At 73.3% G+C, this 26,810-nt stretch carries 29 protein-coding genes; 11 read left to right on the top strand and 18 right to left on the bottom strand.

Translation table 11 applies throughout. The annotated features are described in order from the left end of the window. Positions 1–7 precede the first annotated feature (7 nt). On the bottom strand, positions 8–130 hold the full coding sequence (locus ABZ459_RS00340; RefSeq protein ID WP_357964175.1) for a hypothetical protein: 123 nt from the start codon (positions 128–130) through the stop codon (positions 8–10). 8 nt (positions 131–138) lie between these two features. Continuing rightward, positions 139–888 (bottom strand): Clp protease N-terminal domain-containing protein, encoded by a 750-nt coding sequence (locus ABZ459_RS00335; protein WP_357964174.1) that lies wholly within the window; start codon positions 886–888, stop codon positions 139–141. Between the two features lie 170 nt (positions 889–1,058). On the opposite strand from ABZ459_RS00335, the gene ABZ459_RS00330 reads away from it, so the two are divergent. From ABZ459_RS00330 to ABZ459_RS00315, 4 genes are read left to right on the top strand one after another with little or no spacing between them, the layout of a single operon-like run. After that, positions 1,059–1,451, top strand: coding sequence for a GntR family transcriptional regulator (locus tag ABZ459_RS00330; RefSeq protein ID WP_357964173.1), 393 nt, complete (start codon positions 1,059–1,061; stop codon positions 1,449–1,451). Further along, positions 1,448–1,819: an ABC transporter ATP-binding protein gene (locus ABZ459_RS00325; protein ID WP_357964171.1), complete on the top strand. Its 372-nt coding sequence runs from the start codon at positions 1,448–1,450 to the stop codon at positions 1,817–1,819. The genes ABZ459_RS00330 and ABZ459_RS00325 overlap by 4 nt, the downstream gene beginning before the upstream one ends. Positions 1,820–1,825: 6 nt before the next feature. Further along, positions 1,826–2,293: a hypothetical protein gene (locus ABZ459_RS00320; RefSeq protein WP_357964169.1), complete on the top strand. Its 468-nt coding sequence runs from the start codon at positions 1,826–1,828 to the stop codon at positions 2,291–2,293. Beyond that, the gene (locus tag ABZ459_RS00315) at positions 2,290–3,252 is read left to right on the top strand and encodes a hypothetical protein (protein WP_357964167.1); all 963 of its coding nucleotides are present in this window, start codon (positions 2,290–2,292) and stop codon (positions 3,250–3,252) included. The genes ABZ459_RS00320 and ABZ459_RS00315 overlap by 4 nt, the downstream gene beginning before the upstream one ends. 21 nt (positions 3,253–3,273) lie before the next feature. Here the strand turns inward: ABZ459_RS00315 and ABZ459_RS00310 are convergent, their stop codons facing one another. Continuing rightward, positions 3,274–3,663 (bottom strand): nuclear transport factor 2 family protein, encoded by a 390-nt coding sequence (locus ABZ459_RS00310; RefSeq protein ID WP_357964165.1) that lies wholly within the window; start codon positions 3,661–3,663, stop codon positions 3,274–3,276. 78 nt (positions 3,664–3,741) lie between these two features. Here ABZ459_RS00310 and ABZ459_RS00305 point away from each other — a divergent pair, with 78 nt between their 5' ends. From ABZ459_RS00305 to ABZ459_RS00295, 3 genes are all read left to right on the top strand, one after another. Beyond that, a complete protein-coding gene (locus ABZ459_RS00305; RefSeq protein ID WP_357964163.1) occupies positions 3,742–4,527 on the top strand; it encodes a helix-turn-helix transcriptional regulator in 786 nt (261 codons plus the stop codon). Between the two features lie 186 nt (positions 4,528–4,713). After that, positions 4,714–5,307: a dihydrofolate reductase family protein gene (locus tag ABZ459_RS00300; protein WP_357964161.1), complete on the top strand. Its 594-nt coding sequence runs from the start codon at positions 4,714–4,716 to the stop codon at positions 5,305–5,307. Further along, positions 5,304–6,224 (top strand): NAD(P)-dependent oxidoreductase, encoded by a 921-nt coding sequence (locus ABZ459_RS00295; protein ID WP_357964159.1) that lies wholly within the window; start codon positions 5,304–5,306, stop codon positions 6,222–6,224. The genes ABZ459_RS00300 and ABZ459_RS00295 overlap by 4 nt, the downstream gene beginning before the upstream one ends. A 21-nt stretch (positions 6,225–6,245) precedes the next feature. Here ABZ459_RS00295 and ABZ459_RS00290 read toward each other — a convergent pair whose 3' ends face one another. The 9 genes from ABZ459_RS00290 to ABZ459_RS00250 form a co-directional block, all read right to left on the bottom strand. Beyond that, complete coding sequence (locus ABZ459_RS00290) at positions 6,246–7,700, bottom strand: multicopper oxidase family protein (RefSeq protein WP_357964158.1); 1,455 nt, start codon at positions 7,698–7,700, stop codon at positions 6,246–6,248. A 5-nt stretch (positions 7,701–7,705) separates the two neighbouring features. Then, entirely contained in the window at positions 7,706–8,053 is a 348-nt protein-coding gene (locus ABZ459_RS00285; RefSeq protein ID WP_357964157.1) for a hypothetical protein, read from the bottom strand. A gap of 10 nt (positions 8,054–8,063) precedes the next feature. Next, complete coding sequence (locus ABZ459_RS00280) at positions 8,064–8,543, bottom strand: anthrone oxygenase family protein (RefSeq protein WP_357964155.1); 480 nt, start codon at positions 8,541–8,543, stop codon at positions 8,064–8,066. 199 nt (positions 8,544–8,742) lie between these two features. Beyond that, on the bottom strand, positions 8,743–9,054 hold the full coding sequence (locus ABZ459_RS00275) for a hypothetical protein (protein ID WP_357964154.1): 312 nt from the start codon (positions 9,052–9,054) through the stop codon (positions 8,743–8,745). 94 nt (positions 9,055–9,148) lie between these two features. Next, positions 9,149–9,892 carry an SDR family oxidoreductase gene (locus tag ABZ459_RS00270; protein WP_357964152.1) on the bottom strand — a complete coding sequence of 248 codons (744 nt, stop codon included), beginning with the start codon at positions 9,890–9,892 and terminating at the stop codon, positions 9,149–9,151. Between the two features lie 58 nt (positions 9,893–9,950). Then, entirely contained in the window at positions 9,951–11,795 is a 1,845-nt protein-coding gene (locus ABZ459_RS00265) for a glycoside hydrolase family 15 protein (protein ID WP_357964150.1), read from the bottom strand. Between the two features lie 61 nt (positions 11,796–11,856). Then, positions 11,857–15,075, bottom strand: coding sequence for an AAA family ATPase (locus ABZ459_RS00260; protein ID WP_357964148.1), 3,219 nt, complete (start codon positions 15,073–15,075; stop codon positions 11,857–11,859). Next, a complete protein-coding gene (locus ABZ459_RS00255; protein WP_357964146.1) occupies positions 15,072–16,391 on the bottom strand; it encodes an oxygenase MpaB family protein in 1,320 nt (439 codons plus the stop codon). The genes ABZ459_RS00260 and ABZ459_RS00255 overlap by 4 nt, the downstream gene beginning before the upstream one ends. Before the next feature lie 22 nt (positions 16,392–16,413). Further along, positions 16,414–17,130: a Crp/Fnr family transcriptional regulator gene (locus ABZ459_RS00250; RefSeq protein ID WP_357964144.1), complete on the bottom strand. Its 717-nt coding sequence runs from the start codon at positions 17,128–17,130 to the stop codon at positions 16,414–16,416. 188 nt (positions 17,131–17,318) lie between these two features. Between ABZ459_RS00250 and ABZ459_RS00245 the strand changes: the two genes are divergently transcribed. After that, positions 17,319–17,885: a sigma-70 family RNA polymerase sigma factor gene (locus ABZ459_RS00245; protein ID WP_357964142.1), complete on the top strand. Its 567-nt coding sequence runs from the start codon at positions 17,319–17,321 to the stop codon at positions 17,883–17,885. A 3-nt stretch (positions 17,886–17,888) separates the two neighbouring features. Here the strand turns inward: ABZ459_RS00245 and ABZ459_RS00240 are convergent, their stop codons facing one another. Together ABZ459_RS00240 and ABZ459_RS00235 are read right to left on the bottom strand one after the other, a co-directional pair. Continuing rightward, complete coding sequence (locus ABZ459_RS00240) at positions 17,889–19,142, bottom strand: hypothetical protein (protein WP_357964140.1); 1,254 nt, start codon at positions 19,140–19,142, stop codon at positions 17,889–17,891. A 247-nt stretch (positions 19,143–19,389) separates the two neighbouring features. Then, a complete protein-coding gene (locus tag ABZ459_RS00235; RefSeq protein WP_357964138.1) occupies positions 19,390–19,809 on the bottom strand; it encodes a hypothetical protein in 420 nt (139 codons plus the stop codon). A 132-nt stretch (positions 19,810–19,941) separates the two neighbouring features. Here ABZ459_RS00235 and ABZ459_RS00230 point away from each other — a divergent pair, with 132 nt between their 5' ends. Further along, complete coding sequence (locus ABZ459_RS00230) at positions 19,942–20,589, top strand: metal-dependent phosphohydrolase (RefSeq protein WP_357964136.1); 648 nt, start codon at positions 19,942–19,944, stop codon at positions 20,587–20,589. Between the two features lie 6 nt (positions 20,590–20,595). Here the strand turns inward: ABZ459_RS00230 and ABZ459_RS00225 are convergent, their stop codons facing one another. From ABZ459_RS00225 to ABZ459_RS00215, 3 genes are read right to left on the bottom strand one after another with little or no spacing between them, the layout of a single operon-like run. After that, complete coding sequence (locus tag ABZ459_RS00225; RefSeq protein WP_357964134.1) at positions 20,596–20,865, bottom strand: DUF4031 domain-containing protein; 270 nt, start codon at positions 20,863–20,865, stop codon at positions 20,596–20,598. Further along, positions 20,862–21,620: an HAD family hydrolase gene (locus tag ABZ459_RS00220; protein ID WP_357964132.1), complete on the bottom strand. Its 759-nt coding sequence runs from the start codon at positions 21,618–21,620 to the stop codon at positions 20,862–20,864. The genes ABZ459_RS00225 and ABZ459_RS00220 overlap by 4 nt, the downstream gene beginning before the upstream one ends. An 18-nt stretch (positions 21,621–21,638) precedes the next feature. Next, a complete protein-coding gene (locus tag ABZ459_RS00215; protein WP_357964130.1) occupies positions 21,639–22,808 on the bottom strand; it encodes a cytochrome P450 in 1,170 nt (389 codons plus the stop codon). Between the two features lie 395 nt (positions 22,809–23,203). On the opposite strand from ABZ459_RS00215, the gene ABZ459_RS00210 reads away from it, so the two are divergent. Further along, positions 23,204–24,439 carry a hypothetical protein gene (locus ABZ459_RS00210; protein WP_357964128.1) on the top strand — a complete coding sequence of 412 codons (1,236 nt, stop codon included), beginning with the start codon at positions 23,204–23,206 and terminating at the stop codon, positions 24,437–24,439. Positions 24,440–24,450: 11 nt separating this feature from the next. After that, positions 24,451–25,149, top strand: a complete 699-nt coding sequence (locus ABZ459_RS00205) for a DUF2786 domain-containing protein (protein WP_357964126.1) — start codon at positions 24,451–24,453, stop codon at positions 25,147–25,149. A 13-nt stretch (positions 25,150–25,162) separates the two neighbouring features. Here the strand turns inward: ABZ459_RS00205 and pgm are convergent, their stop codons facing one another. Continuing rightward, positions 25,163–26,791, bottom strand: coding sequence for a phosphoglucomutase (alpha-D-glucose-1,6-bisphosphate-dependent) (gene pgm, locus ABZ459_RS00200; protein ID WP_357964124.1), 1,629 nt, complete (start codon positions 26,789–26,791; stop codon positions 25,163–25,165). Positions 26,792–26,810 lie beyond the last annotated feature (19 nt).

Here is a 26,810-nt window from a genome sequence, read left to right as displayed (position 1 = left end):
GCCCGCTTCACCGGCTGTCGAGGAGGAGGGGCAGCAGGATCAGGAGCCAGAAGACGGCGATGGCCACGGAGCTGATCAGCGTGCGGGCCAGGCGTAACGGGGCTCGCCGGCGGCGGATCGGCGTGTCCACGGCCCTGGTCACCGGGGCCCGGACGCGGAGCCCAGGTTCTGCTCCAGCCGTTCGATGCGCTCGATGAGCGGTTGCAACTGCTGCTGCACCGCCACGGCCAGCGCCTGGGCCGGGTCGCCGGCGGTCGACGTCTGGGCGCGCAGGTGCACGTAGCCGGCCAGGGCCGCGGTCACGGCCCGGCGTGCCAGGCGGGCTTCGGCGCCCAGCGCCCGTAGGACCTGTCCGGCGGTGCCGTCGGGCTCGGTGATCAGTCCCAGGAGCAGGTGTTCGCAGCCGACGTAGTTGTGTCCCATCGCGGTCGCCTCGGTGACCGTCAGTTCGAGGGCGCCGGCGGCGGGGTCGCTGAAGTGGACCACCGAGTCGCCGCCGGCCCCGCCTTCCTCGCCGGCCGCCTGCCGGTCCAGGTCGCGCTGGATCTGGGCGGGGTCGATGTCGACCGCTCTGAGCACGTGCAGCGCCAGGTTCTGCCCCTCGGCCAGCATCCCGGCCAGCAGGTGCCCGGTGCCGACGGTCGGCGCCGCGTCGGCGCGCGCCCGGTCGATGGCCAGCCTGACGACCGTGCGGGCGCGGTCGGTGAAGCGCGGCAGCCGTTCGGCCAGGTCACCGGCGTCCAGTTCGCCGAGGGCGGTCTGGCGGATGGCGGTGATCCTGCGCACCGCCTGCTCCAGCGCGCGCTGGCAGATCGCCGACACCGGGACGCCGGCGGCCTTGACCGCCTCCGCCAGCTCGTCGGGGAGGTACACGTTGATCTTCGGCATGACGACGCCCTTCCAGCTTGGGGTTATCAGCGGGTTACATCCTACCTATACACCCTCAGGGGCTAGGTGTTCCAGGCTTTATGCCCCTACCGAAGCGAAGAGGGTGAGGTTGACAACGAGCGTCTCCGGCCACCACCCTTTCGCTATTCAATTAGTGAAAGGGTGGTCCGTTGATCGAGTTCAACCTGGACCGCGGCTCGGGGGTCTCGCGCTACCTTCAGCTCGTTCACCAGGTCAGACAGGCGCTCCGGCTGGGCACGTTGCGGCCCGGCGACCAGTTGCCGACGGCCCGCGAGGTGGTCGAGAGCCTGGCCATCAACCCCAACACCGTGCTCAAGGCGTACCGGGAGCTGGAGCGCGAAGGGCTGGTCGAGGGGCGGCCGGGGATGGGCACGTTCGTCCGGCAGGGCGTCGCGGGTGCGACGCTCGCCGAGCACACGAGGTTGCGACGCGGTCTGGAGGCATGGGTGCGGGAGGCCCGTTCGGTGGGGCTCGATCAGGAGGACCTGCGGGCGTTGTTCACCGTGGTCCTGGCCGACACCGCGAAGGAGGGGGTGGCATGAGTTCCGCGTTGGAGGTGACCGGGCTGGGGGTGCGTCATCGCCGTACCTGGGTGTTGCGTGACCTTTCGCTGGCCGTGCCCGCAGGGCGCGTGGCGGCGCTCGTCGGGCCCAACGGCGCGGGCAAGACCACGCTCATGCACGCGGCCGTCGGCCTGCTGCGGCCCGCGGCGGGGAGCGTCCGCGTGGCGGGCGAGGCGGCGTTCGTGGCGCAGGACAAGCCGCTGTACGAGAGCTTCACCGTCGCCGAGATGCTCGCCTTCGGCCGCCGCATGAACACCCGCTGGGACGACGCGGCCGCCGCCGACCGGCTCACCCGGCTGGGCGTCCCGCTGCGGCGCAAGGTGAGCGGGCTGTCGGGCGGGCAGTAGGCGCAGGTGGCGGTCACCCTGGCGCTGGCGAGCCGGCCCGACCTGCTCGTGCTGGACGAACCGCTGGCCAACCTCGACCCCCTGGCCCGCCACGACGTGATGCGCTCGATCATGGCCGAGGCCGCCGAACGGGCGCTGACCGTGCTGCTGTCCTCGCACGTCGTCTCCGACCTGGAGGACACCTGCGACTGGCTGATCGTGCTGAACGGGGGCCGGCTGCAGGTCAGCGGGGACATCGAGGAACTGCTGGAGGGGCATCTCGTGCTCACCGGGCCGCAGGAGGCGTCGACGGCGGGGATGCGGGTGGTGGCCGCGAGCCGTAGCGGCAGACAGGCCGGCCTGCTGGTGAGAGGCGGGCCGCCGCTCGATCCGCGCTGGCAGGCGCGGCGCCCAGGGCTGGACGAGCTCGTCATGGGCTACCTGCGCAGCCCCGAGTCGGCGGCGCTGCCGCACCCGACGGAGGTGGGCGCGTGATCTGGGTGACGTGGCGCCAGCACCGGGCGCAGATCCTCGTGACGGCGGGCTTCCTGGCCTTGCTGGGGCTGCTGCTGCTGGGCTCGGCGGTGGAGGCCGGCTGGTACGTGGCCGAGCACGCCCCGCCCGGTTGCCCGGGGCCCGCCGTGGCCTGCGGAGAGCTGGCGGTGGCGCTCGGGCAGCGCTACGAGGCGGTGTACTCGGTGTTCGGCTGGATGCCCCTGGTGGCGCCGGCGCTGATCGGGGCGTTCTGGGGCGCGCCCCTGCTCGGCCGCGAGTACGAGCGCGGCACCCACCGCCTGGCCTGGACCCAGGCCGTGCCCGTGTGGCGGTGGCTGGCGGTCAAACTGTCGATCCTGGGCGGCGCGGTCGTGGCGGGCGGCCTGCTGCTGTCGATCATGGTGAGCCTGTGGCGGCCGGTGTTCAGGGAGGGGGTCGACTCCACGTTCGGCAACATCGGCGTGTTCAACATGGTCGGGGTGGAGCCGGCGGCGTGGTGGTTGTACGCGTTCGCGCTCGGCACCGCCGCCGGCACCCTGTTCCGCCGTACGCTGCCCGCGATGGCGCTGGTCGTGGCGGGGGTGACGGTGACGATGTTCACGCTGTTCCAGCTGAGCGACCTCTACGCCGAGCCGGCGCGCGCCGAGCTGTCCGGCACCGTGGTGCTGGACGACCCCGACGCCCGGCTGGTGAGCGCCGCCTGGGTGGAGCCGTCCGGGAGGGAGGTCGCCGAGCCGACCGGCAGCGGCTGCCCGCGCCGGGTCGACGTGGGGCAGAGCAGCAAGAACGCCGACGCGTGGCAGGCGTGCCTGTTCGGCAAGGGTTACCGGTACGCGGTGTACCACCATTCGGCGTCCCGGTTCTGGCGCTTCCAGTGGACCGAGGCGGGGATCCTGGCGCTCCTGTCCGCCGCTCTCGGTGGCCTGGCCGTGCGCCGCACCCTCCGCCGTACCGGCTGACCGGCCGGTACGAGGCGCACGTCAGCGGACGGGCGGATCCCACCAGGTCAGGTTGGCGGCGGCCTGGGACACCGGCTCGATGATCTCCCACGCCTCGGCGATGCGGCCGCCGTCCAGGCGCCAGATGTCCACGACCACGATCTCCGGGCCGCCGTCCGGCGCCTGGCGGCGCGAGTGCATCACGACGTGGTCGCCGTCGGCCAGCACGTGGTCGATCTCCACGCGCATGCCGGCCAGCGGGACGAGCGCGGCACGCACGGCGCCGAGCCATTCGGTCTTGGTCGAGGCCGCCGAACCGGGCCGGTGGTGGCGGAAGCCGTCGCTCAGCAGGGGCGCGAGCGCGTCGACGTCGCCCGTCCCGATCAGTTCCGTCAGCGCGCGCTGGACGATGGCCTTGTTGTCGGTCGTCATGGGAACACTCTTGCCAGCCCCGCGAAGGATGTCGATGAAAGGGGATTTCATGGCGGACGTCCAGTAGTCTCGGCGGCCATGCGGACTGTCGGGGACATGTTGCGGCAATGGCGGCACCGCCGGCGGCTCAGCCAGCTCGATCTCGCGCTCGCCGCCGACGTCTCGGCCCGGCACGTGAGCCTGGTGGAGACCGGTAAGTCCCATCCGAGCGCCGACATGATCCTGCGGCTGGCCGGCCAGCTCGACGTACCGCTGCGGGAGCGCAACCGGCTGCTGCTCGCCGCCGGCTTCGCCCCCCGGTACGCCGAACGTCCGCTCACCGGGGACGCGCTGTCGACGGCCGGGGACGCGATCGCGCGGGTGCTGCGCGCCCACGAGCCGTACCCGGCGGTGGTCCTCGACCGCCGGTGGAACATCGTGCTGTCCAACCGCGCCATCGACGCGTTCCTCGTGGACGTCGCGCCCGACCTGCTGCGTCCGCCGGTCAACATCGTGCGGCTGGGGCTGGAGAACCGCGGGCTCGCTCCCCGGATCGTCAACCTGCCCGAGGTGCGCGCGGTGCTGCGGGCCCGGATCTCGCGCCAGCTGGCCATCGCCCCCGACGCCGAGCTCAACGCGATCTACGAGGAGCTGCTCGCGCCGGGCTTCGAGGAGGCGGGCCGGCCGGCCGAGTCGGAGGTCACCGTCCCGATGATCTTCCGGTTCGGCGACGTCGAACTGCGGCTGTTCTCGACCACCACCACGTTCGGCACCCCGATGGACATCACGCTGGAGGAGATCTCGATCGAGTCGTACTACCCGGCCGACGCCGAGACCGCCGCCTATTTCGTGAAGTTCGGCGCGGAGGTGCTGGCGGGGGAGTGACCGCGCGGGCGGGGCTGTGCGCCCGATCGGCGATGACGTTCGTCATCGCCGATCGTCCACTTCCGCATCTGCCGGTCGGACGGCGGCGCGGCGGAGACTTTCCGGCGACGGCGACTTCGTGATCCCTTCGGATCCCCCCGGGGAAAAGGGTCTCGAAGTCCGGCGACTCCGGAAGGGAACACTCCCATGAGCAAGGTCATCAGCGCCCACGCGGTGTCGGTCGACGGCTTCATCACCGGCCGCGACCCCGGCGCCGGGCGCGGCCTCGGCGACGCGTCCATGCTGTTCGACTGGTACTTCGACGGCGACACCCCCAGCCAGGTCTTCGGCGGGTTCAAGCTGAGCGGGCCCAGCGCCCGGGTCTTCGACGCCCTGGCCGCCCGCGTCGGCGCGATCGTCGCCGGACGCCACACCTACGACGACTCCGACCACTTCGGCGGCGGCAGCCCGCACCCGGGCGCCCGGCTGGTCGTCCTCAGCCACCGCCCGGCGCCGGAGATCACCGACCGCCAGACGCTGGTCACCACCGGCATCCACGACGCGATCGCCGCCGCCCGCGAGGCCGCCGGCGGCAAGGACGTCGGCCTCATGGGCGGCGGCGTGGTCACCGAGGCGCTGCGGGCGGGCCTCGTCGACGAGGTGGTCCTGCAGCAGGTGCCCGTCCTGCTCGGCGGCGGCCGGCCGTTCTTCCGTGAGCTTCCTGAGCACGTACGCTTGCGCCTGGTCGAGGCCGTCCCCGCGCCGGGTGTGACCCACCTGCGCTACGAGGTGGCCCGATGATCCTCGTCACCGGGGGGCTGGGCATGATCGGCGCGCACACCGCCCGCGCGCTCGCCGACCTCGGACGCCGGGTCGTCGTCACCGCGCACCGCCGGGCCGAGGTCCCCTCGTTCCTGGCCGGCCGGGTCACCGTGGAGCCGCTCGACGTCACCGACCGGGACGCCTTCCTGGCCCTGGCCGCCCGCCACGACGTCGGCGACATCGTCCACCTGGCCGGCGGCATCCCGGGCGAGGACCCGGTGGGCTTCTTCCGCGCGGACACGACCGGCCTGCTCAACGCGCTGGAGGTGGCCCGCGCCAGGGGCGTGCGCAGGTTCGCCGTCGCGAGCAGCCTCGGCGTCTACGCCGGGCGGCCGGAGACCCGGTGGCACGAGGAGCTGGCGCTGCCCGCCGCGGACCTGCCGCACCCGATCGTCGCCCTCAAGAAGGCCGCCGAGCCCCTGACCACGAACGGCCTCCTGGGCAGCGGGGTCCAGCCGGTCGTGCTGCGGATCGGCAGCGTCTGGGGGCCGCTGATGGACCCGGAGTCGCCGTTCAACCACATCCCGCCGTACGTCGGCGCGGCGCTCAGGGGCGAGCGGCCGCCGCCGCTGCACGCCGGCGACGGCGGTGACACCTGCTACGCGCCCGACGCCGGGCGCGCGATCGCCCTGCTGATGACCGCGCGAGCCCTGCCGCACACCGTCTACAACGTCTCCAGCGGCCGGCCGTTCACCAACCGCGGCCTCGCCGACGCCGTACGGGCGGCCGTCCCCGGCTCCCGGCCCGACCTCCTGCCCGGACGGTCCGGCGCCGACGGGGACGACCCCTGCCTCGACATCGCCCGGCTCACCCGCGACATCGGCTTCGAGCCGGCCTTCGACCTGGCCGGGGCGGTCGCCGACTACGTCGCCTGGCGCGCCCGCAACCCCCGCTAGCCCGATCGGGGCGGCCCGGGATCAGACCACCTCGAAGGTGCTCATCATGGCCATGTCCTCGTGTTCGAGGTTGTGGCAGTGCAGGACGTACCGCCCTCGGTAGCCGGTGAAACGGGTGATGATCTCCACGGTCTGCGCCTCCCGCAGCTCGACGGTGTCCTTCCACTCCGGCGGGCCGTCCGGCCGTTCGCCGCCGACCGAGAGCACCTGGAAGGGCGCCAGGTGAAGGTGCACGGGGTGGGCGACGTCGCTGGTCACCCGCCAGATCTCGACCTGGCCGAGCTTGGGCCGGGCATCGACGCGGCGCACGTCGAAGGGCTTGCCGTTGATCAGCCAACCGGTGTGGCCGTGCAGGTCGCCGCTGCTGAACTCGAAGTCCCGGGTCACCGCGGCCGACGCCGGGTCGAGGCGTTCGACGGTGGACAGCACCTTGGGGATCGCCGAGTCGTCGCGGGCGTCACGCTCGACGGTGAACCGCATCACCCGGGCCTGCGGCCCTTCCCCGAGCAGGTTGCGCAGCTCGACGTGGTCGCCGACCCGGTAGGCGGCGAAGTCCACGATCACGTCCGCGCGCTCTCCGGGCGCCAGCCGTATCCGCTGGAGGGGACGCGGCGCCGCCAGCAGGCCGCCGTCGCTGCCGATCTGGGTCAGGGTGCCGCCGGGCGACAGGGCCAGCTCGTACGTGCGGGCGTTGGAGGCGTTGAGCAGCCGCAGCCGGTGGCGGGCGCGGTCCACGCCGAGCTGCGGCCAGGGCGCGCCGTTGACCAGGATGACGTCCCCCATCACGCCGCCCATGAACGCCTCGCGGGCGCCGGGGCCGTCAGGCCTGGCCGGGTAGGGCATCGTCCCGTCGGCCTGGAAGGAGCGGTCGCAGATCAGCAGCGGCACGTCCCGCTCGCCCGACGGGAGCGGCAGCCGGTCCTGCTCGTCGTCGTCGACGATGAAGAAGCCGGCCAGCCCGCGCCAGACCTGCGGCCCGGTGAAGTCCATGCGGTGGTCGTGGTACCACAGCGTGGCCGCGCGCTGCTCCAGCGGGAAGACGTAGTCGCGGTGCGCGCCCGGCTGGACCAGGTCGGTGGGGAAGCCGTCGGACTCCGGCGGGGTGTGCCCGCCGTGCAGGTGGGTGACCGTCGGGGCGGGCAGGCGGTTGCCGACGCGCACGACGGTCCGGCGGCCGGAGCGCGCCCGGATGGTGGGGCCGGGGAACTGCCCGTCGTACCCCCAGACGGGGGTGCGCAGGCCCGGCAGGATCTCCACCTCGGCCGGGCGCTGGAGGAGTTCGTAGTAGTCGGCGCCCGCGTCCGTCCTGGCCGGTTCGGCCACCGTGGGCCGCGGGAGCGGCACCGCGTACGGCGTGGGCAGCGGCGCGCCGCTGGTCAGGAGCTGGGGCAGCGGGGTGCGGGTCAGCAGCGAGCAGCCCGAGACGCCCAGCGCCGCGCCCACGCCGAGCAGCCGCAGCGCCTGCCGCCTGGTCATGCCGGTCATGCCGACGTCGCCCGGAGGCGGCCGGCGGACCAGACCCGCGCGGTCTGCACCATGCTGCCGCCGAACATCAGCACGCCGAGCGGCACGTGCACGCCCTTCACGTGCGCCATGCCCAGCGCCATCTGGACCAGCGTCGCCACCAGCATGCCCACGGCGGCCAGGATGGCCGCCCGCTGCTTGGTCAGCACCGCGGCGACCAGGTACAGCAGCACGGTGGCGGCGACGGCCAGCGCCGTGGCGCTGTGGGCGGCCCGGCCGCCCGGCGAGCTGAGCAGCAGCCCGGCGGTGACGGCCTGCAGCAGCAGGGCGACGGTCTGCGCGGCGAGCGCGATACGCAGGAACATGACGGTTCTCCTAACGGGACGAGGTCGAGGGACGGGCGGCGACCGCGGCGACGACGACCAGCACGAAGGCGGCCAGCGCGGTCAGGGTGCGCAGGGTGTGGAACAGCTCCCACCGCTGGAAGACCTCCGCGTGGCCGGCCGGCACGGAGCCGGCGGCCCACTCGCGGAACCGGGCGTGCAGCGGGACGTTGCCGAACACGGTGATCAGCAGCGCGGCCACCGCCAGCGCGCCGGCGCCGGAAGCCAGGCGGCGCGGCAGGTCGCGGCCGGCGAGCGCCAGCCCGAAGGTGGTCAGGATGGCCAGGGCCATCGCGCTCTGCATGACCGGCTCGTTGACCTTCATCATCGTGGTGTGGAAGGTCAGGCGCACGTCCAGCGGCACGGCGCCGAACGTGGGCACCACGTTGGCCGCACCGTATCCGAACGCGCCCGCGAGCAGCCCGGTCGCCAGCAACGCGGCGCCATGGAGGTACCTGACTCGGGTTCTCATGTCTGGTAATCGTCGTCCGGCCGGGGCTCCGTGGCGTCCCACCGGCGGACTCATCTGCCGCTACCCCAGCGGGATCAAATGCCGGCCGCGTCTACGACGACGGATGTAGTGGCGCGCTACCGCGCGGTACCCGCCGGCGCCGAAAAAAGCCCGTGACCGGGGCTTTCCTGGTCACGGGCCGTGGTGTACGGGGGTGCCGTCAGGCGTCGCAGAACCAGCCGTTCTCGACCCAGCCGTTGGCGTTGACGTTGCCGTAGGCGAAGCCGTACACCCATTCCTTGTAGGCGCCGTCGAAGCCCTTGACGGTGAAGCTCTGGCCCCGGTGGAGGGTGCCGACGAAGTCGCGGACCATCAGGTCGTCCGCGCACACCGTCAGCCGGCGGCCGACGTCGTCCGCCCCCGCGTACGGGTACGGCCCGGCGGCGTGGGCCACCCCGCTGTGCACGGCGAGCACGGCCGCCAGGGTGCCCGCGCCGACGATGAGCCGTGCGATGTGCTTGCGCGTTTTCATCGAACCGGTCGTCCTCTCGGTCTTCGGGAATGTCCGTGCGGCAAACTACCCGGCCAGGCCGAAAGATGAGGCGTTTCGCGGCATTTGCCGGGCGTCAGCGGAGGTAGGAGGCGCCGTTGAGGTCGAGGACGGTGCCGCTGGCCCATTCGGCCGCCGGGGAGGCCAGGTAGAGCACGGCGGCGGCGATCTCGTCCGCCTCCCCGACCCGGCCGAACGGGCTCTGCGCGCGGATCGCGTCCCCCGCGGGCGGCTTGAGGTGTTCGGTGGTCATGTCCGTCGCCACGAAGCCGGGGGCCACGGAGGCGACCGCGATGCCGTGCGGGGCGAGGGCCACGGCCAGCGACTGGCTCATGGCGTTCAGGCCCGCCTTGCTCGCCCCGTAGCCGGGGGCGTCGGGCTCGCCGCGGAAGGCGCCGCGGGAGCTGACGTTCACGATGCGGCCGCCGGCGCGCATGTGGCGCAGGGCGCACCAGGCGAGGTTGGCCGGGCCCAGCAGGTTCACCTCGAACGCCTGGCGCCAGGCGGCCTGCCACTCCTCGTACGACGTCGTGGTGATGGGGTGGAGATGGTAGACGCCCGCGTTGTTGACCAGGACGTCGAGCCCGCCCAGCGCCCCGGCCGCCTCGTCGGCCATGCGCCGCACGCCCTCGGGGTCGGCCAGATCGGCCTGGACGACGACGTGCCCCGCGCCCGCCAGCTCGCCGAGCACGCGCCCGGCCGCCAGCGCGGAGTCGCGATGGTGGACCGCGACCCGGTCACCCTGGGCGGCGAACGCCATCGCCACCGCCCTTCCGATGCCCCTGGACGCTCCCGTGACGAGTACCGCGCGACCGCTCACCCGCCGCACCCTAGCAGCCGCCCTCGGCAAGGCTCCCGGGGGCCCGGGAGCCCCCGGGTCAGCCGCCGTGCTCGGCCCAGTCGTGCAGGGCGTCGACGGTGCCGGAGGCGTCGAGGTTGAGCGCCGCCTCGATCAGCGCCAGATGCGTGAACGCCTGCGGATAGTTCCCCGCCATGTGCCCGTCGCCGGTCATCTCCTCGGCGAACAGCCCGAGCGGCTCGGCCCGCGCGCACAGCGTCTCGAACCGGTCGCGCGCCTCGGCCGTCCGCCCGGCCAGCACCAGCGCCGAGACCATCTCGAACGAGCACATCAGGAACGCCCCCTCCGGCCCGTCCACGCCGTCGCGGGTGGTCTCGGGGTCGTAGCGGTGCACGAGGGCGCCGCCCTCGCCCAGGCGGGCCTGGATGTGGTCGAGGGTGCCGAGCACGCGGGGGTCGTCGCCGTCCAGGAAGCCGAGCAGCGGCAGCCGCAGCAGCGAGCCGTCGGCCTGGTCGGAGCCGTAGGACTGGGTGAAGGCGCCGACGTCGGCGTTGTAGCCGCGCTCGAGCAGCTCGGCGCGGACGGCCTCGCGCTCGGCCCGCCACTCCGCCAGGGGCAGGCCGTGCTCGCCGGTGGCCTCGGCCAGCCGGACCGCGCGGTCGAAGCAGACCCAGGCGTACAGCTTGGAGTAGGTCCAGTGGCGTTCGCCGTCGCGCACCTCCCAGATGCCGGCGTCCGGCTCCCGCCACCGCTCGCGGGCCCGCTCCACCAGCCGCCACAGCGCCGGGCCGCCGCTCAGCTCGCCGGTCACGCCGTGGTAGGCCATGGCCGCGTCCAGGACGTGGCCGTAGCCGTCGAGCTGGTGCTGACCGGCGGCGCCGTTGCCGATCCGCACCGGACGCGAGCCCGCGTACCCCTCCAGGTGGCCGAGGACGGTCTCGCCGGCGACCGGCCCGCCGCCGACGCCGAACACCGGCGGCAGGTCCCCCTCGTGGATCGCGCACTGGCCGAGCAGGAACGTCAGGTAGCGGCCCGCCTCCTCACGATGGCCGAGCCGCAGCAGCGCGAGCACCATGAGCGCGGCGTCGCGGTGCCACACGTAGCGGTAGTCCCAGTTGCGCTGCCCGCCGAGCCACTCCGGCAGCGACGTCGTGGGCGCCGCGAGCAGCCCGCCGCTCTCGTCGAACAGCAGCCCGCGCAGCACGACCGCGCTGTGCCGCACCTGCCGCGCCCCCACCCCGTCGTAGGCCGAGCGCGACGACCACGAACGCCACGACCGCACGGTGTCCGCCAGCAACCGCTCGGGGTCGCTGACGGGCGCGTGCCCCTGACCCGCGTAGTCGAGCGCGACCGCCCACGACTCGCCCTCGCCGAGCGTGGTCTCGGCCAGCGGCCGTGCCGCCGGCCCGTCGATCTGCCCGTCGATCTGCCCGTCGAGCTGCCCGTTCATGCCGGTCAGCAGCAGGCCGGACTCCTCGGCCAGCACGCCGTCGCGCGGCGTCCAGCGGGCCTCGCGGGTGGCGTAGTCGGGCCTGGCCAGCACCCGCGAGCGCACGACCGCCCGCCCCCGCTCACACCTGGCCCACCGCACCAGCAGCCGGACGGGCACCACGCCGCTGCCGCCCGTCCCCGGCGGCGACGTGGCGAAGAAGTCGTGCACCACGACCTCGCAGTCGCGGCCGACCCAGCGGGTACGCAGCACCAGCGTCTCATCGACGTAGCCGCGCCCCTCGACCCGCGCGCCCGCCACGTCGAACTCCCACGCCCCGCCGAGCCGCCGGTCGAGGATGCGCGCGAACACGCTCGGGCCGTCGAAGCGCGGCGCGCACATCCACTCCACCGCCCCGCCGGGCGCGACCAGTGCCGCCGTGTGACAGTCCGACAGGAACGCGTACGCCCCGATCGGTGGAAATCCCCCGGCCATCCGTGCACCCCGTACCTCTTCATCGCGCCCCCCGTGCCGGGTTGCCCGATGTCACCGCAGGTTAAACGGGGTGCGCGGGCAGCCGGCGGTCGAGCAGGAGGGCGCCGCGGCCCGGCAGCAGGGAGGCGCACCACTCGCGCAGCGCGGCCGGCCGGGGGCCGCCGACGTCGGCGGTGTCGAGCAGGTCGGCCCAGTCGAGCAGCGACTCGGCCAGCATGAGCGGCACCCCGCTGCGTTCGTGCACCTCGGCGGCGGCCTCGAAGTGCTCGCTCGCCCGCGCCGGGTCGCCCATCGTCACGCACAGGTGGGCCAGGTAGTGGTGGCCGCAGTGGTGGGCGACCGTGCCGTGGCCGAACGTCTCGCCGTCGGCGGCCAGCGACGCGTACAGCCGTTCGGCCAGCTCGGGACGGCGCAGATGCGCGGCGGCCACGGCCAGGTTGTCCAGGGCGGGCCGGTGGGCCATGTTGCGCGGCGGCACGCCGCCGCGGTCGGCCAGGATGCGGTCGAGCAGCGGCCCGGCCTCCTCGTCGCCCATCTCGCACAGGTAGCGCAGCACGGCGTGCACCGGGTCGACGCGGGGCGCCTGGGCGGCGCGGCGCAGCCGGTCGCGCAGCTCCCACAGCCGCCCCTGCAGACGGCGGATCTCGGAGATCTGCTCGGAGTAGATGGCCACGGCCTCCAGGCGGCGGCCGATCTCGGTGCCGAGCCGCATGGCCGACAGCGCCTCGGTCTCGGCCTGGGCCAGGTCGCCCTGCATGAGCGTCAGGCCCGCCCTGGAGTAGCCGATCAGCCAGTTGAGCTGCGGCTGGGCCAGCCGGCGGGCCAGCTCGTCGGCCTGGTCGAGCAGCGTCGCCGCGCGCGCTGTGTCACCGCTGTCCAGCACCGGCGGGGTGCGCTGGACGTAGGCGTGGAACAGCGCCAGGTCGTCGCCCGTGCGGCGGGCCGCCTCCAGCATCTCGTCGCCGTCGCGGTGGCGCTGGTGCAGCGGGTCGGCCGGGATGATCGTCAGGCTGCGCATGCCGAGCACGCTGGCCAGCGTGCGCGGGTCGCCCGACTTGCGGGCCAGCGCGACCGCCTCGTCGCTCAGCGCGAAGCGGCGCTCGCCGTCGGGCGCCCAGATCAGCTCGGAGGCGAGCAGGGCGGCCAGCAGCGCGCGGGTGCTGAGGTCGGTCGAGTCGACCAGCTTGCGCGCCTCGGTCAGCAGCGCGATACGGCGCTGGTCGGGGGCGGCGGAGATGCTGGAGAAGCCGCGGTCGCCGCCGAGCGCGGCCACCACGATCAGGTCGTCGCGCCCGCACTCCCTGGCCAGCTCGGCGGCCTGGTGCAGGGTCTCCCTCGCCTCGGGGTGCCCGGCCAGCCACATCGCCCGGCCGCAGTCCATCAGCAGCTCGGCGCGCCGTTCGGGGGAGGCGCCGGGGAAGTCCGCCAGCAGGCCGAGCACCCGCTGGTACCAGGTGACCGCCTCGCGGTGGGCCAGCCCGGCCAGCGCGTGGCGGGCCGCCTGCACGCCCGCCTCGGCGGCCTCGGCCGTCCGGCGCGGGTCGCGGCCGTGCTCGGCGGCGGCCAGCAGATGGGTGGCCACGACGTACGGGCGCGACTCCATGGCCTGCGGGTCGGCCTGGCACAGGGCGTCGGCGACCCGGCCGTGCAGCAGCCCGGCGCGGGGGGCCGACAGCGTGGCGTACAGGGCGGTGCGGGTCAGCTCGTGGGAGAACTGGCACTGGCCGCCGTCGGCCATGGTCACCAGGCCCGCGCCCATGGCCTCCTCGACGGCGGCCACGAAGCGCGCCTCGTCCAGGCCGAGGCCCAGGCGCAGCGCGGCCGACTCCATGCGCTCGCCCACGGCCAGCAGGCTGACCAGGTCGCGGGCGTCGGGATGGAGCTGCGCCAGGCGCGCCCGGACCATGCGGGTGACCGAGTCGGGGACGGTCAGCGCGTCGAGGTCGGCGCCCGCGGCCAGCTCCCTGGCCACCTCGGTGACCAGGAACGCGTTCCCGCCGGTGATCCGGTACAGCAGCTCCGGGTCGCCGTCGCTGCGCACCTCCGACAGGGCCCGGCTGACCTCGTCCATGCCGAAGGAGGAGACCTGCACCAGGCGGCCGTCGGCGGTCAGCTTGTGCAGCTCGGGCATCGCCGACTCGACGGGCACCGGGCGCGAGGTGGCCAGGATCAGCAGCGGCAGCGAGTCGGCGTCCCACATCAGGGAGTGCAGCATCTGCAGCGACTCCAGCGTCGCCCACTGCAGGTCGTCGATCACCAGCAGCACCGGCCGTACGGTGGCCAGGCGCTCGATGAGCGTACGGGCCGCGGCCATCAGGTGGTAGCGCTCGGAGACCGGCTCGGTGGCGGGCGGCACGGCCAGCGACAGCGGGGGAGCGGCCAGCGAGGGCGCCAGCCGGACGAGCTGCCCGCACTGCTGGTCGACGCCGGCCCGCAACAACAGCGCCGGCGAGGTGCGGGCCAGCCGCTCGACCGCCCCGGCGATCGGCTCGTACGCCTGCCGCGCCGGATCGGTGCACCGCCCCGCCAGCACGGTGAACTGCCGCTTGAGCGCCCGCCGCGCCACGACCGAGGCCAGCCGCGTCTTGCCGACCCCCGGATCACCTTGCAGGATCACCAGCCCGCTGCCGAACTCGGCCGCCCCCAGCTCCTCCTCCAGCGCCCGCAGCTCCTCGTCCCGGCCGACGAACGGCAGCACGTGCCCGCTGTCCAGCCAGGGCGCCAGCCCGCCGGCGTGCTGGTTGTCGGCGCTCTGCCAGTGGAGCTCGTAGGTGTGCATCGGCTCCCGCAGGCCCTTGCCGGGCAGCCGGCCCAGGTCCTTGAACTCGTGCCGGCTGCGGCCCTGGGCCAGGCGGCGCACCAGGTCGGTGCAGAGCACCTGGCCGCCCTCGGCCACCGCGACCAGGCGGGCTGCCTCCACCGTGGGCAGCCCGCTGACGTCGTCGGCGCCCCAGCACACGTCGCCCGCCGCCAGCGCGGCCCTGATCGAGATCTTCTCCAGCGCCCGCTCGTTCTCGGCCGCGACGGCCTGCTCGACGGCGATGACCGCGTCGAGCCCGGCCGTGGCCGAGCCGAACACCGCCATCAGCCCGTCGCCCAGGCTCTTGGTGAACGTCGAGCCGCTGGCCGTCACCACCGAGTGCAACAGCTGGTAGAGCCGGCGGAAGACGACGTTGGCGCGTTCCTCGCCGAGCCTGATCCGCATGGCTGTGGAGCTGACCACGTCGGTGAACAGGATGGTCGCCGTGGTCAGCGTGCCCGGCTCGTGCGGGGTGCTCACGCCGGTGGTCCCTCCTTCCGGACGGGGGCCCTGGCGGCCTTGCCCACGCCCTTCCGCACGCCCTTGCGGACGCTGTGGCGGAGCCTGCGCGTGCGGCGCGCCGTCTTCGACTGCCGGACGCGCCACTGGGAGGCCAGCTCCTCGGGGATCTGGAAGGCGGCGTGGCCGCCCGAGTAGCGGTCGATCATGGCGATGACGATGTGCTTGCCCGCCCGGCGCACCAGCCAGCGCACCACCGCGTCGACCGGGCCCATCAGGCGGCCGTACCGGTTGCCGGCCCTGGCCGCGGCGAACAGCGCGTTGAACCACCACGCCGGCGGCGGCACGTCGAGCAGCGCCGGGACCTGGGCGGCGTTGTAGCGGGCGTCGCGGAAGACCCAGTGCACCAGGCTGCGCGGCAGCTTGCGCCAGCCCAGGTGCATGAACTCCTCCATCTCCGCCAGCAGCACGGCCATCAGCCTGCGGCCCTCTTCGCTCGACTCGTACAGGCGGCCGAGCCGTTCGCTGACCGGCGGCACGTCGTCGAGGGTGAGCGGCCGGTCGCGGCACGCCTCGACGCCCATGAGGTGGCCGAAGACGCTCCACGTGTACAGGTGGGCGGCCTTGTCGTCGTCGCTGAGGCGCACCCCCATGCTCTCCAGAGCCTCCCACGTGACGACCGAGAAGTCGAAGATGGTGGCCAGCAGCAGTTCCTGGTTGACCGGCGGGCCGAACCTGGCGGTGTCCCAGTCGTCGCCGAAGTGCTCGGTGGCCAGCGCGCGCACGAACGAGTGCAGGATGCGCAGCCCGATCGCCGTCGTGTGCCCCGGACGGCCCGGCGTCAGGCTGTCGGTGGCCTTCAGGCCCATGACGTCCACCAGCATCTGGCCGGTCTCGGCGACCCGGCGGGTGAGGCTGTGCGTGGCCAGGTCGGACACGCCGGCCAGCACCTTGGCGCTGGAGATCTCGACGTAGGCCATGGGCAGGCACTTGCAGAACAGCGCGACCGACTGGTACAGCCCGTAGTCGGAGAAGACGGCCTGGCCGCGGGCCAGCAGGTCGGCGTCGCCGCCCCACTCGGGCAGGTCCTTGTTGAAGTCGATGGCGTCGAAGATGGCCGAGGGGCCGGTCTCGCCCGAGGGCGCCCGCGCCTCCCGCTTGGCCCGGCCGAGCTCCACCACGACCGCGCGCAGCAGGGACAGGGCGTTCTCGCCTGCGGGCATGGTCTCCAGGTAGCCGGCCACGATCTTGTCGATGTCCGGGTCGGCCTGCTGCCGTAACTGCCGGAACCGTTCCGCCGGCCAGCGCTCGGCGGGGGCGTTGTCGTGCTCGTTCATGTTCCCCGTACTCCAGATCCGGTCAGAGGCCCCCGCGTTTGCGCAGCGCCTCGACGTCCAGCAACGTGATGGTCCGCCCCTTCATGGCGATGAGGCCGCGGGCGGCGAGCGACTGCAGGGCCCGGTTGACCGCCGGGCGGGACGCGCCGATCAGCGCGGCGAGGTCCGACTGGGTCAGCCCCGGCATGTCCACGACCGGGCCCTGGGTCTGGCCGCGCTTGACCGACAGTTGCAGCAGCAGCTTGGCCAGGCGCCCGCCCAGGTCGAGGAAGGCCAGGTCGGCGGCCTGCCCGGTGAGCCTGCGCACCATCTGCCCGAGCATGCGCAGGAACTCGTCGGCGAGCCCGGGATGCTCCCGCATCAGCTCCAGCAGCCGCGCCCTGGGCAGCGCGAAGATCCAGCAGGGGCGCACGGCGATGATCGACGCCGACCGCGGTGAGTCGTCCAGCAGCGCCATCTCGCCGAAGGTGTCCGCGCGGCCCAGCATGTTGAGCACGATCTCGTCGCCGTGCTCGGTGGTGAAGACGACCTTCACCAGGCCGTCGAGCAGCACGTACAGGGACTCGCCCGGATCGCCCTGGTGCAGGATGATCTGCCCGTTGCGGTATCGGCGCGCCACCCCGGCGCGCACGGTGCTGGTGATCCCGGCCTCTCCGAGCACGCGGAACAGCGGGACCTCCGCCAGCACGGCGGCGACCGCCTGGACGTCGTGTGGAACCGCCCCGCTGCTGGCGCTCATGGAAGAACTTTAGGACGCGAACGCCGATCGGGCAGTAAGTGGTAAGCGATCTCCCGAATGTGACGAGCGCCACACCCGCACTGTGTCGTCCGCGACAGTGTGCGAAGGCCGCCGGGAGCACCGTTGGGGGGCCGGTCGAACGAGGTTGACCCCCATGGACCCCGGCCGGCGGGGAGACGATGATGCAGTTGGATACGTTGGAGCGCCGCGACACCGCCACCCTCGTGTCGGACGCCCAGGAGGGCGACGCCCAGGCGTGGGAGCGGCTGGTCGAGGAGTTCACGCCGATGCTGCGGTCGAGGATCCGGCGCTTCCGGCTCGGCCACGAGGACGCCCAGGACGTGCTCCAGACCACCTGGTTGCTGGCCTGGCAGAACCTCAAGAGCGTCGCGGACCCCCAGCGCATGCCCGGCTGGCTGGCCACGATCGCCTTCCGCGAGTGCCTGAAGCTGACCAGGCGCACCCGGGAGATCTGCACGCCCGACCTCGACACGCTCGGCAGCACGGACGACGTGGACAGGGAACTGGCCAGGATCTGGCTGGCCGGCACGCTGGAGGAGCTGGTCGAGGAGCTGCCCGCGGCCCAGCGCGTGCTGTTTCGAGCACTCACGGAAACCTCCGAGCCGCACTACGTGGACGTCGCCCGCCGGCTGGGCCGGCCGGTCGGCAGCATCGGCCCCACCCGCGCCCGCTGCTTCGCCAAGCTGCGCGGGCTCCTGCAGGACCGCGAGATCACCAGGGACTTCCTGGACTGAGTCCTAGTTTCCTGACCGGTCAAGAGGGATCGCCTCCAGGAAGGGCTCGAAGTCGAAGCGCGCCATCTCGTAGGCGTCGGGATCGGTCTCCTCGGGGAAGGCGTAGACCTTGCGCCGCATCCCGGGGAGCAGCCGGTCGGCCTGCGGAGCATCGGGGACCGGCTCCGGCAGCGTGCCGCGGGCCGTCTCCGCCTCCAGGGCCGCGGTGAGCTCCGGCCCGAACGGCGGGTCGTAGAGCGCGCCCACCCGCTGGTAGGTGCGGAAGTAGCCGACGATGAAGCGCATCCGGTCGGGGTAGGACACCCAGTCGGTCACGCCGGCCGTGGCCTGCTCGACGTCGTCCGGGATGAACTCCTCGGCGAGCTTGCGCACCTTCTCGTTCCTGATCGGCCGCCAGGCGAGCGCCATGTCCACGCCCGGCGGCGGGGCGAGCGGCCGGCCGACCTTGACGTCGCTGAGCGGCGTGCGCACGGCGAACAGGTGACGGGTGTAGAGCGAGGACCATTTGGCCTCCAGCACGCGCGTCAGCCACGGCTGGTCCTCGTGCCGGGCGCTGAACAGCGGGAAGCGGGGGTAGGGCCGCCGGGTCACCAGCGAGCGCAGCGACCGCCACGACATCCGGGTCAGCCACCGCACCGGCCGGTACAGCACCAGCTCCAGAGCCTTCTGCGCGCGCTTCTGCTCGTACGCCGACAGCGCCACGCTCGCCCCGAACATCAGCTCGGCCCGCTCGTCCGGGTCGGTGGCCGCGTGCGCCTGCCTCAGCAGCAGGGCGGCGTCCCGCAGGTAGCGCTCGTCGGCCTCCTCCAGCAGCCCGGACAGGAACTCCGGCGGCATCGGCGTGTTCTCCGACTCCGGGCTCACCTTGACGTAGCAGTCGGGCGTGCCGTTCCACAGGTTGGCCGCCAGGCTCGCGGTCTCCAGGAAGATCGCCCGGTTGGCCAGCGCCAGCCCGAGCTGGTAGCTGGGGCCGAGCAGGGTCAGCAACATGGCGCGGAACAGGCGGCGCAGGCGCGCGGGCACGTGCAGCCGGTCGCCGAAACCGGTCAGGAAGGGCGAGCCCGGGGTCAGGTCGAGGCTCTCGGCGACCGCCTTGGAGGTCCATTTGGCGTAGCAGTACCAGTTGGTCGCGTCCTGGCCCAGGTGCTGGGCGAGGTCCCCGGCGACACGGTGGTAGCCATGGGCGATGACCATGGCCTCAAGTGCAGGGTTCCTGTCCTTGCAGGCGGCGATGCGGAGCACGTCGTCCGCCGTCATCGGAGCGCCTGGCGCAAGCGCTTGTTCCACTTCGGACATGAGGTCTCCCGTCAGTGGTCCCCCCTGGGACCGTCGATCCTCACCGGGTCAGAGCGCGTCCGGTGACGTGAGATACAGGGTGGCGGTCTCGCTTTCCCCGTGACCGCCGCCCGGAGCGTAGGGCGGGTGACTTGCGGTGTGGTTGCAGGGCGATCCGGGCCCCTCCCGGTTCGCCCGCCGCCCCGGGAGGGGCCCGGGGCGGCGGCCGTCATTCCTTCACCGATATCTTGCTGATCACGACGAAGCCGCCGAGCGCCCCCGCGGAGCCGGCGGCCGTCGTCGTGGTGAGGTTGACCACCAGGTCATAGGTGCCCGGGCCGAGCTGGCCGCGCATCGGGACCGACGCGGTGTACCGTCCCGATCCAGGGGTGAACGTCATCTCCACGGGAGGCGAGGGATGACGGGTCTCACCACCTCCCAGCAGGTCGGCGATGATCTCCACATGCCACCGTCCGGCCAGCCAGTCGACCAGCTCGCCGGCGACCTCCCAGCTCACGTCAACGGTCCAGCCCTCGCCGCATCTCACGACGTTCGTGGGCTGGGCGCCCGGGTCGACAACCTGACCGTGCAGCACGCCGCTCAACTGCTCGGCCGGAACCTTCATCACCTGGAACTCACCGGTCGCCATGTCGCTGTCTCCTTTCCGGGGGGAACCAGGTCCCCGTACGGAGAGGCAGAGCAGCGGGACAGCCGGGTAAATACCGGGTGTATTCAAGGACACAAAGCCGGGACGCACCGCCCTGGCCACTACGGTGGAGGCATGATCGACGACCGCCCGGCCCCCGCGTCGAGGGCCCGGCTCGCCGCCGCCTGGCTCGCGCTCGCGGGCGGTTCCCCGGCCGCGCGGGCCGCCGGCGCCGAGCTGATCGCCCGCTGGGCCGAGCCCCACCGCCGCTACCACACCCTCGGCCACCTCGCCGCCGTGCTGGCCGCCGTCGACGACCTGGCCGGAGAGGCCGCCGACCCCGCCGCGGTGCGCCTGGCCGCCTGGTTCCACGACGCCGTCTACGACGGCAGGCCCGGCTGGGACGAGGAGCGCAGCGCCCAGCTCGCCCAGGCGCGCCTGCCGCGCTGCGGGGTGCCGCCCGGCCGGGTCGCCGCGACCGCCCGGCTGGTCCGCCTGACCGCCGCCCACGACACGGTGGCCGCCGGCGACCGCGACGGGGCCGTGCTGTGCGACGCCGACCTGGCCGTGCTGGGCCGCCCCGGCTACGACGCCTACGCCGCCGACATCCGCCGCGAGTACGCGCACGTGCCCGACGACCTGTTCCGGCGGGGCCGCGCGCAGGTGCTGCGCAGGCTGCTGGCCGCGCCGCGGCTCTACCGTACGGACCGGGCCCGGCAGCTGTGGGAGGAACCCGCCCGCGCCAACATGACCGCCGAGCTGGACCGCCTGGCGGAAGGCTGAGGCGGGCTAGGGCGTGTGGCGCTTGCGGCGGCGCAGACCGGCGGCGATCAGGCGGCGCAGCAGCTCGCGCGAGCTGACCGGCTCGGCGCCCAGCGACACCGCCCGCGCGTGCACGGTCTCGGGGACGTCGTAGTGGTCCCGGTCGAAGGCGCGGCCCGGCACCCCGAGCCGGGCCGCGAACGCGTGGAGCTCCTCCAGCGAGCTGTCGCTCACCAGGTGCGACCACATCAGGCCGCGCGGCCCCGGCCAGTCGGGGGGATCGATCAGAACCGTCACGCCCTCAAGGGTAGGACCCTGCCGCGCACGCCGAGCTCGCCCAGATCGGGCACCACGACGTGCGCGCCGTGCCCGGCCAGCGCGGCGGCGTCGCCCGGACCGTCCCGGGTGACCGCCACGACCAGCCCGAAGCCGCCCCTGCCGCCCGCCTGGACGCCGGGCAGCGCCGCGTCCACCACGGCGGCCCGTCCGGCGGGCAGCGCCAGGCGGCGCACGGTCTCCAGGAACAGGGCGGGGTCCGGCTTGCCCGGCAGGTTCATCAGGGCCGCGTCGCCGCCGTCCACGACCAGGTCGAACAGGTGCGCCACGCCCGCGGCGGTCACCAGCCGGCGGCCGTGCAGGCTGGCCGAGACGGCGGCCGTGCGGGCGCCCCGGTGGCGCAGCTCGTGCAGCAGGGCCACGGTGGCGGGGAAGGCGGCCACGCCGTACTTGTCCACCTGCGCGATGAAAATCTGGTCCTTGGCCAGGCCGAGCCCGTGCACGGTGGGCGCGCCCGGCTCGTCGTCGGGACCGCCCTCGGGCAGGGTGAGGCCGCGCGCGGTGAGGAAGGTGCGCACGCCGTCGAGCCGTGGCCGGCCGTCGACGTGCCGGAGGTAGTCGTCACGGATGTCAAACGGGTCGCAGCGGCCGCGCAGGAAGGCGTCGAAGACGTGTTTCCAGGCGGCCGCGTGCACCCGGGCGGTGTCGGTGACCACGCCGTCGGTGTCGAACACGACGGCGCCGATCGAGGCCAGATCGATGACGGGCTCGTTCACACTGTGAACGTAACCGCTCTACCAGGCGACGGGTAGCTCCTTGACCCCGTACACGATGGCCAGCTCCCTGAACGGCACCTCGCCCGAGACGTGCAGGTCCGGGAAGCGGCGCAGCAGGGCGGGGAAGGCGATGCGCATCTCCATCTGGGCGAGCGGCGCGCCGATGCAGCGGTGGATGCCGTGGCCGAAGGCCAGGTGCGAGCCGGCGGTCTCGCGGCCGGGGTGCACCTCGTCCATGTCCGGGCCCAGCGAGGGGTCGCGGTTGGCGCCGGTCAGCGAGCACAGCACCATCTCACCCTTCTTGATCGGCACGCCGTGCAGCTCCAGGTCCTCGCGGGCGAAGCGCGGGAAGGCCACCTGCACGACCGTCATGTAGCGCAGCAGCTCCTCGACGACGTCGTTGACGTAGCCGTCCACCTCGCGCACCTTGGCGGCCTGCTCGGGGTGGCGCATGAGCCAGAGCGCGCCGAGCGCGAGCATGCTGGTGCTGGTGTCGTGCCCGCCGGTGAGCAGGCCGTCGGACATGCTGGCCAGCGTGCGGTCGTCGAGGTCGTCGCCGTGCTCGCGCAGGAGCTGGCCGAGCAGGCCCTCGCCGGGGTTGTGCCGCTCGCGGGCGACCAGGTCCACCAGGTACGCCATCGCGTCGTTGATCGCCTGCAGCGACGCCTCGGGGCCGGCCGACAGGTCGAACCGGTCCTTGCTGATCTTGACGAAGTCGGCGCGCTCCTCGTACGGGACGCCGAGCAGCTCGCACACCACCAGCGACGGGATCGGCAGCGCGAAGTCCTCGACCAGGTCCGCGGGCGGGCCCTTGGCCTCGATGCGGTCCAGGTGCTCCTCGACCATCGCCTCGATGCGTGGCTCCAGCCGGCGCAGGCGGCGCATGGTGAACTCGGGGGTCAGGTACTTGCGCAGCCGCGTGTGCTCGGGCGGGTCGCGGAAGCCGAGGCCGCCGGGGTCCTCCTGGTTGGAGCCCAGGCCGGAGATGCCGGCGAAGTCGTTGCTGAAGCGCTCGTGGTCGCCGAGGACACCGCGTACGTCCTCCCAGCGCGTGACCAGGTGCACGGTCTGGTCGCCGGGGATCTTCATGGGGAAGACGGCGTGCTCGGCCCGGATGCGGCCGAGCTCGGCGACCGGGTCGAAGTCCTCGCGCATGAACTGGACGAAGGGGAACTCTGAGTCAGACATGGATATCCGTCCTGCTGGGATACATCGCACTATGTTGGGATAAATCCCTCGGTAGATGGTCCCATCCGGACAGGCGGCTGGTGCCCTCCGAAAGGACGAAATTGCCGCTCACCCTCACGTCCCACCTGGCCACCCGCCCGATCGTCCATCTGGCCGCCCGTCCGGCCGCCCGTCCGTGAGCCCATGGGGAGGCCGTGCGGGGAGGCCGGGGTGCGCCTCATTGTGCGCCGGGTCGCGGGCCGCCGACTAGCCACAACTCCCTTCTGGTACGGCGTGTGTCACAGGAACCGGTGGGAGACAGGGGAAATCGGTGGCGTTTGGCGTACAAGGGGGCGACAGTCTGCGATGATCTCGTCGCAAGACAAGCTGGAGTTGAGCCTCGCGGATAGTGACTGATGCCGACATTTGAGGAAATAGCAGCCTTCGTCGCCGAGAAGCCGTTCGCCACCGCCGTCATCGCCCTGCTGGGCCTGGCCGGGCTCGTGCTGGCGTTCCTGGTGCTCAGGATGGCCTGGCGCGCGGGCACCTGGTTATTCGCCCGCTACGTCGCCCCCCGTCCCGTCGAGGACGTGCTCACCGTCGTCGCCGCCTCCATCGCCACCGGCGTGTCCGCCCAGGGCATGTGGCGCTTCTCCGGAGACGTGCTGGGCCTGGACGGGCCGCTCCGGCTGCTGCTGTTCGCCTTCATCGAGGTCGCCATCATCACCTCGGCCGTCCGCGCCCGCCGCAACATGCGGGAGAACTTCTCCGCCGGCATCGACGGCATCGCGGTCTGGGCGCTGACCTGCCTGACCGCCGTCCTGTCCAGCATGGACGCCCGCAGCCTCCCCGAGGCCGTCTTCCGCCTGGCCGCCCCGCTGGTCGCCGCCTGGCTCTGGGAACGCGGCATGGCCATCGAACGCCACCGCATCCGCGGCACCGGCCGCATCAACTGGCGCCTGACCCCCGAACGCCTGCTCGTCCGCATGGGCCTGGCCGAGGTCAGCGACCGCACCGCCTCCGAGGTCGACGCCCACCGCCGGCTCACCCGCGTCGCCCTGGCCGCCAAGCGCGCCAAGGCGCTGCGCGACAGCGGCGCCTCCGAGCGCAAGATGCGCGGCGCGCTGGCCAAGCTCGACAAGGCCATGGACCAGGCCGTCGAGCACACCGGGCTGGCCGTCGACCAGTCGCGCCAGGAGGCGCTGCTGGCCCAGATCGCCGCCCTGTACAACACCACCGCGCTCATCGACGCCGACCCGCGCGTGCCGTGGGAGCCCGAGGCCGACCACCGTCCCGTGCCCGCCCGCCCGGCGCTGCCGCCCGCGCTGGCCCAGCTCGTCGAGGACGAGGACGAGGACGTCGAGGTGTTCGACGCCACCCCCCAGGTCGTCGACACCGCCCAGCGCGCCGCCCAGATCAGGGCCGCCCGCGAGTTCTGGGACCGGCAGATCGCCAAGCGCATCGTGCCGCGCTCGGTGGACATCGCCCAGGAGATCGGCATCTCGCTGGCCACCGCGCGCGAGTATCGTGCCCTGTGGAAGCTGGAGCCGCAGGCGCACGCCCTGATCGAGGCTCTGTACCAGCAGCACGGCATCGTCGACACCGGCGCCTTCCCGGCCATCGCCGACGACGGGCGGGTGCTGGCCAAGTAGGGGGAGCTCGGTTGCGGGAGCGCACGCTCGAACGCGTCAGGAAACTCCTGGCCAAGGCCGAACGCACGGACAACGAGCACGAGCGGGCCACCTTCCTGGCGGCCGCCTCCGCCCTGATGGCCAAGTACGGCATCGACACCCTCCCGCCGCCCGGCACCCGCCAGACCCCCGGCGACCGGATCGTCACCCTGCCCGCCCCGTGGGCCAGGGAGAAGGCCCGCCTGGTCAGCCTGGTCGCCCAGGCCGTCCGCTGCCGTCCGCTGCTGATCGGCCGCGGCGACGGCGGCCAGCGGGTGCACGTGTTCGGCTTCGCCGCCGACCTCGAACGCGCCGACGTGCTGGCCACGTCGCTGCTGCTGCAGATGGCCTCCGGCCTGGCCCGCGTACGGCCGCCGGGCGAGCTCGCCATCGCGCGGGCCTACCGGCGCTCGTGGCTGCTGGGCTTCACCGACGAGGTGTACCGGCTGCTGCGCGAGGCCGAGTCGCGCGCCGCGACCGAGGCCGAGGCGGCCGGGGCCGGCACCGCGCTGGTGCTGGCCGACCGCCGGGCCGAGGTCGACCTGGCGGTGGCCGCCCACTATCCGCGCATCCGCATGTCGGTCCCGACGACCAGCGGCACGGGCTACCGCGCGGGCGCGCTGGCGGGCCGGCACGCCGACCTCGGACGCACCGGCATGTCCGCCGCCACCGCCCGCGAGCTGCCCCGCTGAGGCGCCCGGCCGCTCAGCCCAGCGCGGCCGAGACCAGCGAGCGGGCCTCCTCCTGCACCTTGGCCAGGTGGTCGGGGCCCTTGAAGGACTCGGCGTAGATCTTGTAGACGTCCTCGGTGCCCGACGGGCGGGCGGCGAACCAGGCGTTGTCCGTCGAGACCTTCACACCGCCGAGCGCCGCGCCGTTGCCGGGGGCCGCGGTCTGCACCGCCGTGATCGGCTCGCCGGCCAGTGACGACGCCGTCACCTGGTCGGCCGACAGCTTGGCCAGCACCGCCTTCTCCTCGCGGGTGGCGGGCGCGTCGACCCGGGCGTAGGCGGGCTCGCCGAACCGCTCGGTCAGGCGGCGGTAGTGCGCGCTCGGCGACTCGCCGGTGACCGCCAGGATCTCCGAGGCCAGCAGGGCGAGGATGAGGCCGTCCTTGTCGGTGGACCAGGGGGAGCCGTCGCGCCGCAGGAACGAGGCCCCCGCGCTCTCCTCGCCGCCGAACCCGAGCGAGCCGTCGAGCAGCCCGGGGACGAACCACTTGAAACCGACCGGCACCTCGTAGAGGCGGCGCCCGAGCGAGGCGGCGACCCGGTCGATGACGCCGCTGCTCACCATCGTCTTGCCGACCCCCGCCGCGGCGGGCCAGCCTTCGCGGTGGGCGTACAGGTAGGAGATGGCGACGGCCAGGTAGTGGTTGGGGTTCATCAGGCCGTCGGGGGTGACGACGCCGTGGCGGTCGGCGTCGGCGTCGTTGCCGGTGGCGATGTCGTACTTGTCGCGCTGCGCGATCAGCGACGCCATCGCGTACGGCGACGAGCAGTCCATGCGGATCTTGCCGTCCCAGTCGAGCGTCATGAACCGCCAGGTGGGGTCGACCAGCGGGTTGACCACGGTCAGGTCGAGGCGGTGGCGCTCGGCGATCTCGCCCCAGTAGGCCACGCTCGCCCCGCCCAGCGGATCGGCCCCGATGCGCACCCCGGCCGACCTGATCGCGTCGAGGTCGACCACGGACGGCAGGTCGTCGACGTACGTGCCGAGGAAGTCGTAGCGGCCGGCCGCGTCGAGGGCCTTGGCGTAGGAGATCCGGGACACCCCCTTCATGCCGTCGGCCAGCAGCTGGTTGGCGCGGTCCTGGATCCAGGAGGTGGCGTCGGTGTCGGCGGGGCCGCCGTGCGGCGGGTTGTACTTGAAGCCGCCGTCGGAGGGCGGGTTGTGCGAGGGCGTCACCACCACGCCGTCGGCGAGCCCGGACGCGCGGCCCCGGTTGTGCCGCAGGACGGCGTGCGAGACGGCGGGGGTCGGCGTGTAGCCGTCGCGGGAGTCGATCAGCACCTCGACCCCGTTGGCCGCGAACACCTCCAGCGCCGACACGCGGGCGGGCTCGGACAGCGCGTGCGTGTCGATGCCCAGGAACAGCGGCCCGTCGGTGCCCTGGGAGGCGCGGTATTCGCAGATGGCCTGGCTGGTGGCCAGGATGTGGTCCTCGTTGAAGGCCGTCCGCAGCGAGGACCCGCGGTGGCCCGACGTGCCGAACGCCACCCGCTGCGCCACCTCGGCGGGGTCGGGGTGCAGGGCGTAGTAGGAGGTCACCAGCCGGGCGACGTCGACCAGGTCGGCGGGCTGGGCGGGCTGTCCTGCGCGATCGTGCGTCATGAGGCCACTTTACAAATCC

The sequence above is a fragment of the Nonomuraea sp. NPDC005692 genome, assembly GCF_040631115.1.
Classification (GTDB): Bacteria; Actinomycetota; Actinomycetes; order Streptosporangiales; family Streptosporangiaceae; genus Nonomuraea.
The sequence above is the reverse complement of the archived record's forward strand: the minus strand, read 5'-3'. Positions and strand labels throughout refer to the sequence as shown.

Coding starts and splice junctions, on each gene's coding strand:
- ABZ459_RS00300 (WP_357964161.1), top strand. CDS start 4,714: ATGAGCAAGGTCATCAGCGCCCACGCGGTGTCGGTCGACGGCTTCATC.
- ABZ459_RS00255 (WP_357964146.1), bottom strand. CDS start 16,391: ATGAACGAGCACGACAACGCCCCCGCCGAGCGCTGGCCGGCGGAACGG.
- ABZ459_RS00280 (WP_357964155.1), bottom strand. CDS start 8,543: ATGAGAACCCGAGTCAGGTACCTCCATGGCGCCGCGTTGCTGGCGACC.
- ABZ459_RS00335 (WP_357964174.1), bottom strand. CDS start 888: ATGCCGAAGATCAACGTGTACCTCCCCGACGAGCTGGCGGAGGCGGTC.
- ABZ459_RS00295 (WP_357964159.1), top strand. CDS start 5,304: ATGATCCTCGTCACCGGGGGGCTGGGCATGATCGGCGCGCACACCGCC.
- ABZ459_RS00265 (WP_357964150.1), bottom strand. CDS start 11,795: ATGGCCGGGGGATTTCCACCGATCGGGGCGTACGCGTTCCTGTCGGAC.
- ABZ459_RS00290 (WP_357964158.1), bottom strand. CDS start 7,700: ATGACCAGGCGGCAGGCGCTGCGGCTGCTCGGCGTGGGCGCGGCGCTG.
- ABZ459_RS00305 (WP_357964163.1), top strand. CDS start 3,742: ATGCGGACTGTCGGGGACATGTTGCGGCAATGGCGGCACCGCCGGCGG.
- ABZ459_RS00240 (WP_357964140.1), bottom strand. CDS start 19,142: ATGACGGCGGACGACGTGCTCCGCATCGCCGCCTGCAAGGACAGGAAC.
- ABZ459_RS00250 (WP_357964144.1), bottom strand. CDS start 17,130: ATGAGCGCCAGCAGCGGGGCGGTTCCACACGACGTCCAGGCGGTCGCC.
- ABZ459_RS00230 (WP_357964136.1), top strand. CDS start 19,942: ATGATCGACGACCGCCCGGCCCCCGCGTCGAGGGCCCGGCTCGCCGCC.
- ABZ459_RS00310 (WP_357964165.1), bottom strand. CDS start 3,663: ATGACGACCGACAACAAGGCCATCGTCCAGCGCGCGCTGACGGAACTG.
- ABZ459_RS00215 (WP_357964130.1), bottom strand. CDS start 22,808: ATGTCTGACTCAGAGTTCCCCTTCGTCCAGTTCATGCGCGAGGACTTC.
- ABZ459_RS00210 (WP_357964128.1), top strand. CDS start 23,204: ATGCCGACATTTGAGGAAATAGCAGCCTTCGTCGCCGAGAAGCCGTTC.
- ABZ459_RS00285 (WP_357964157.1), bottom strand. CDS start 8,053: ATGTTCCTGCGTATCGCGCTCGCCGCGCAGACCGTCGCCCTGCTGCTG.
- ABZ459_RS00275 (WP_357964154.1), bottom strand. CDS start 9,054: ATGAAAACGCGCAAGCACATCGCACGGCTCATCGTCGGCGCGGGCACC.
- ABZ459_RS00235 (WP_357964138.1), bottom strand. CDS start 19,809: ATGGCGACCGGTGAGTTCCAGGTGATGAAGGTTCCGGCCGAGCAGTTG.
- ABZ459_RS00325 (WP_357964171.1), top strand. CDS start 1,448: ATGAGTTCCGCGTTGGAGGTGACCGGGCTGGGGGTGCGTCATCGCCGT.
- pgm (WP_357964124.1), bottom strand. CDS start 26,791: ATGACGCACGATCGCGCAGGACAGCCCGCCCAGCCCGCCGACCTGGTC.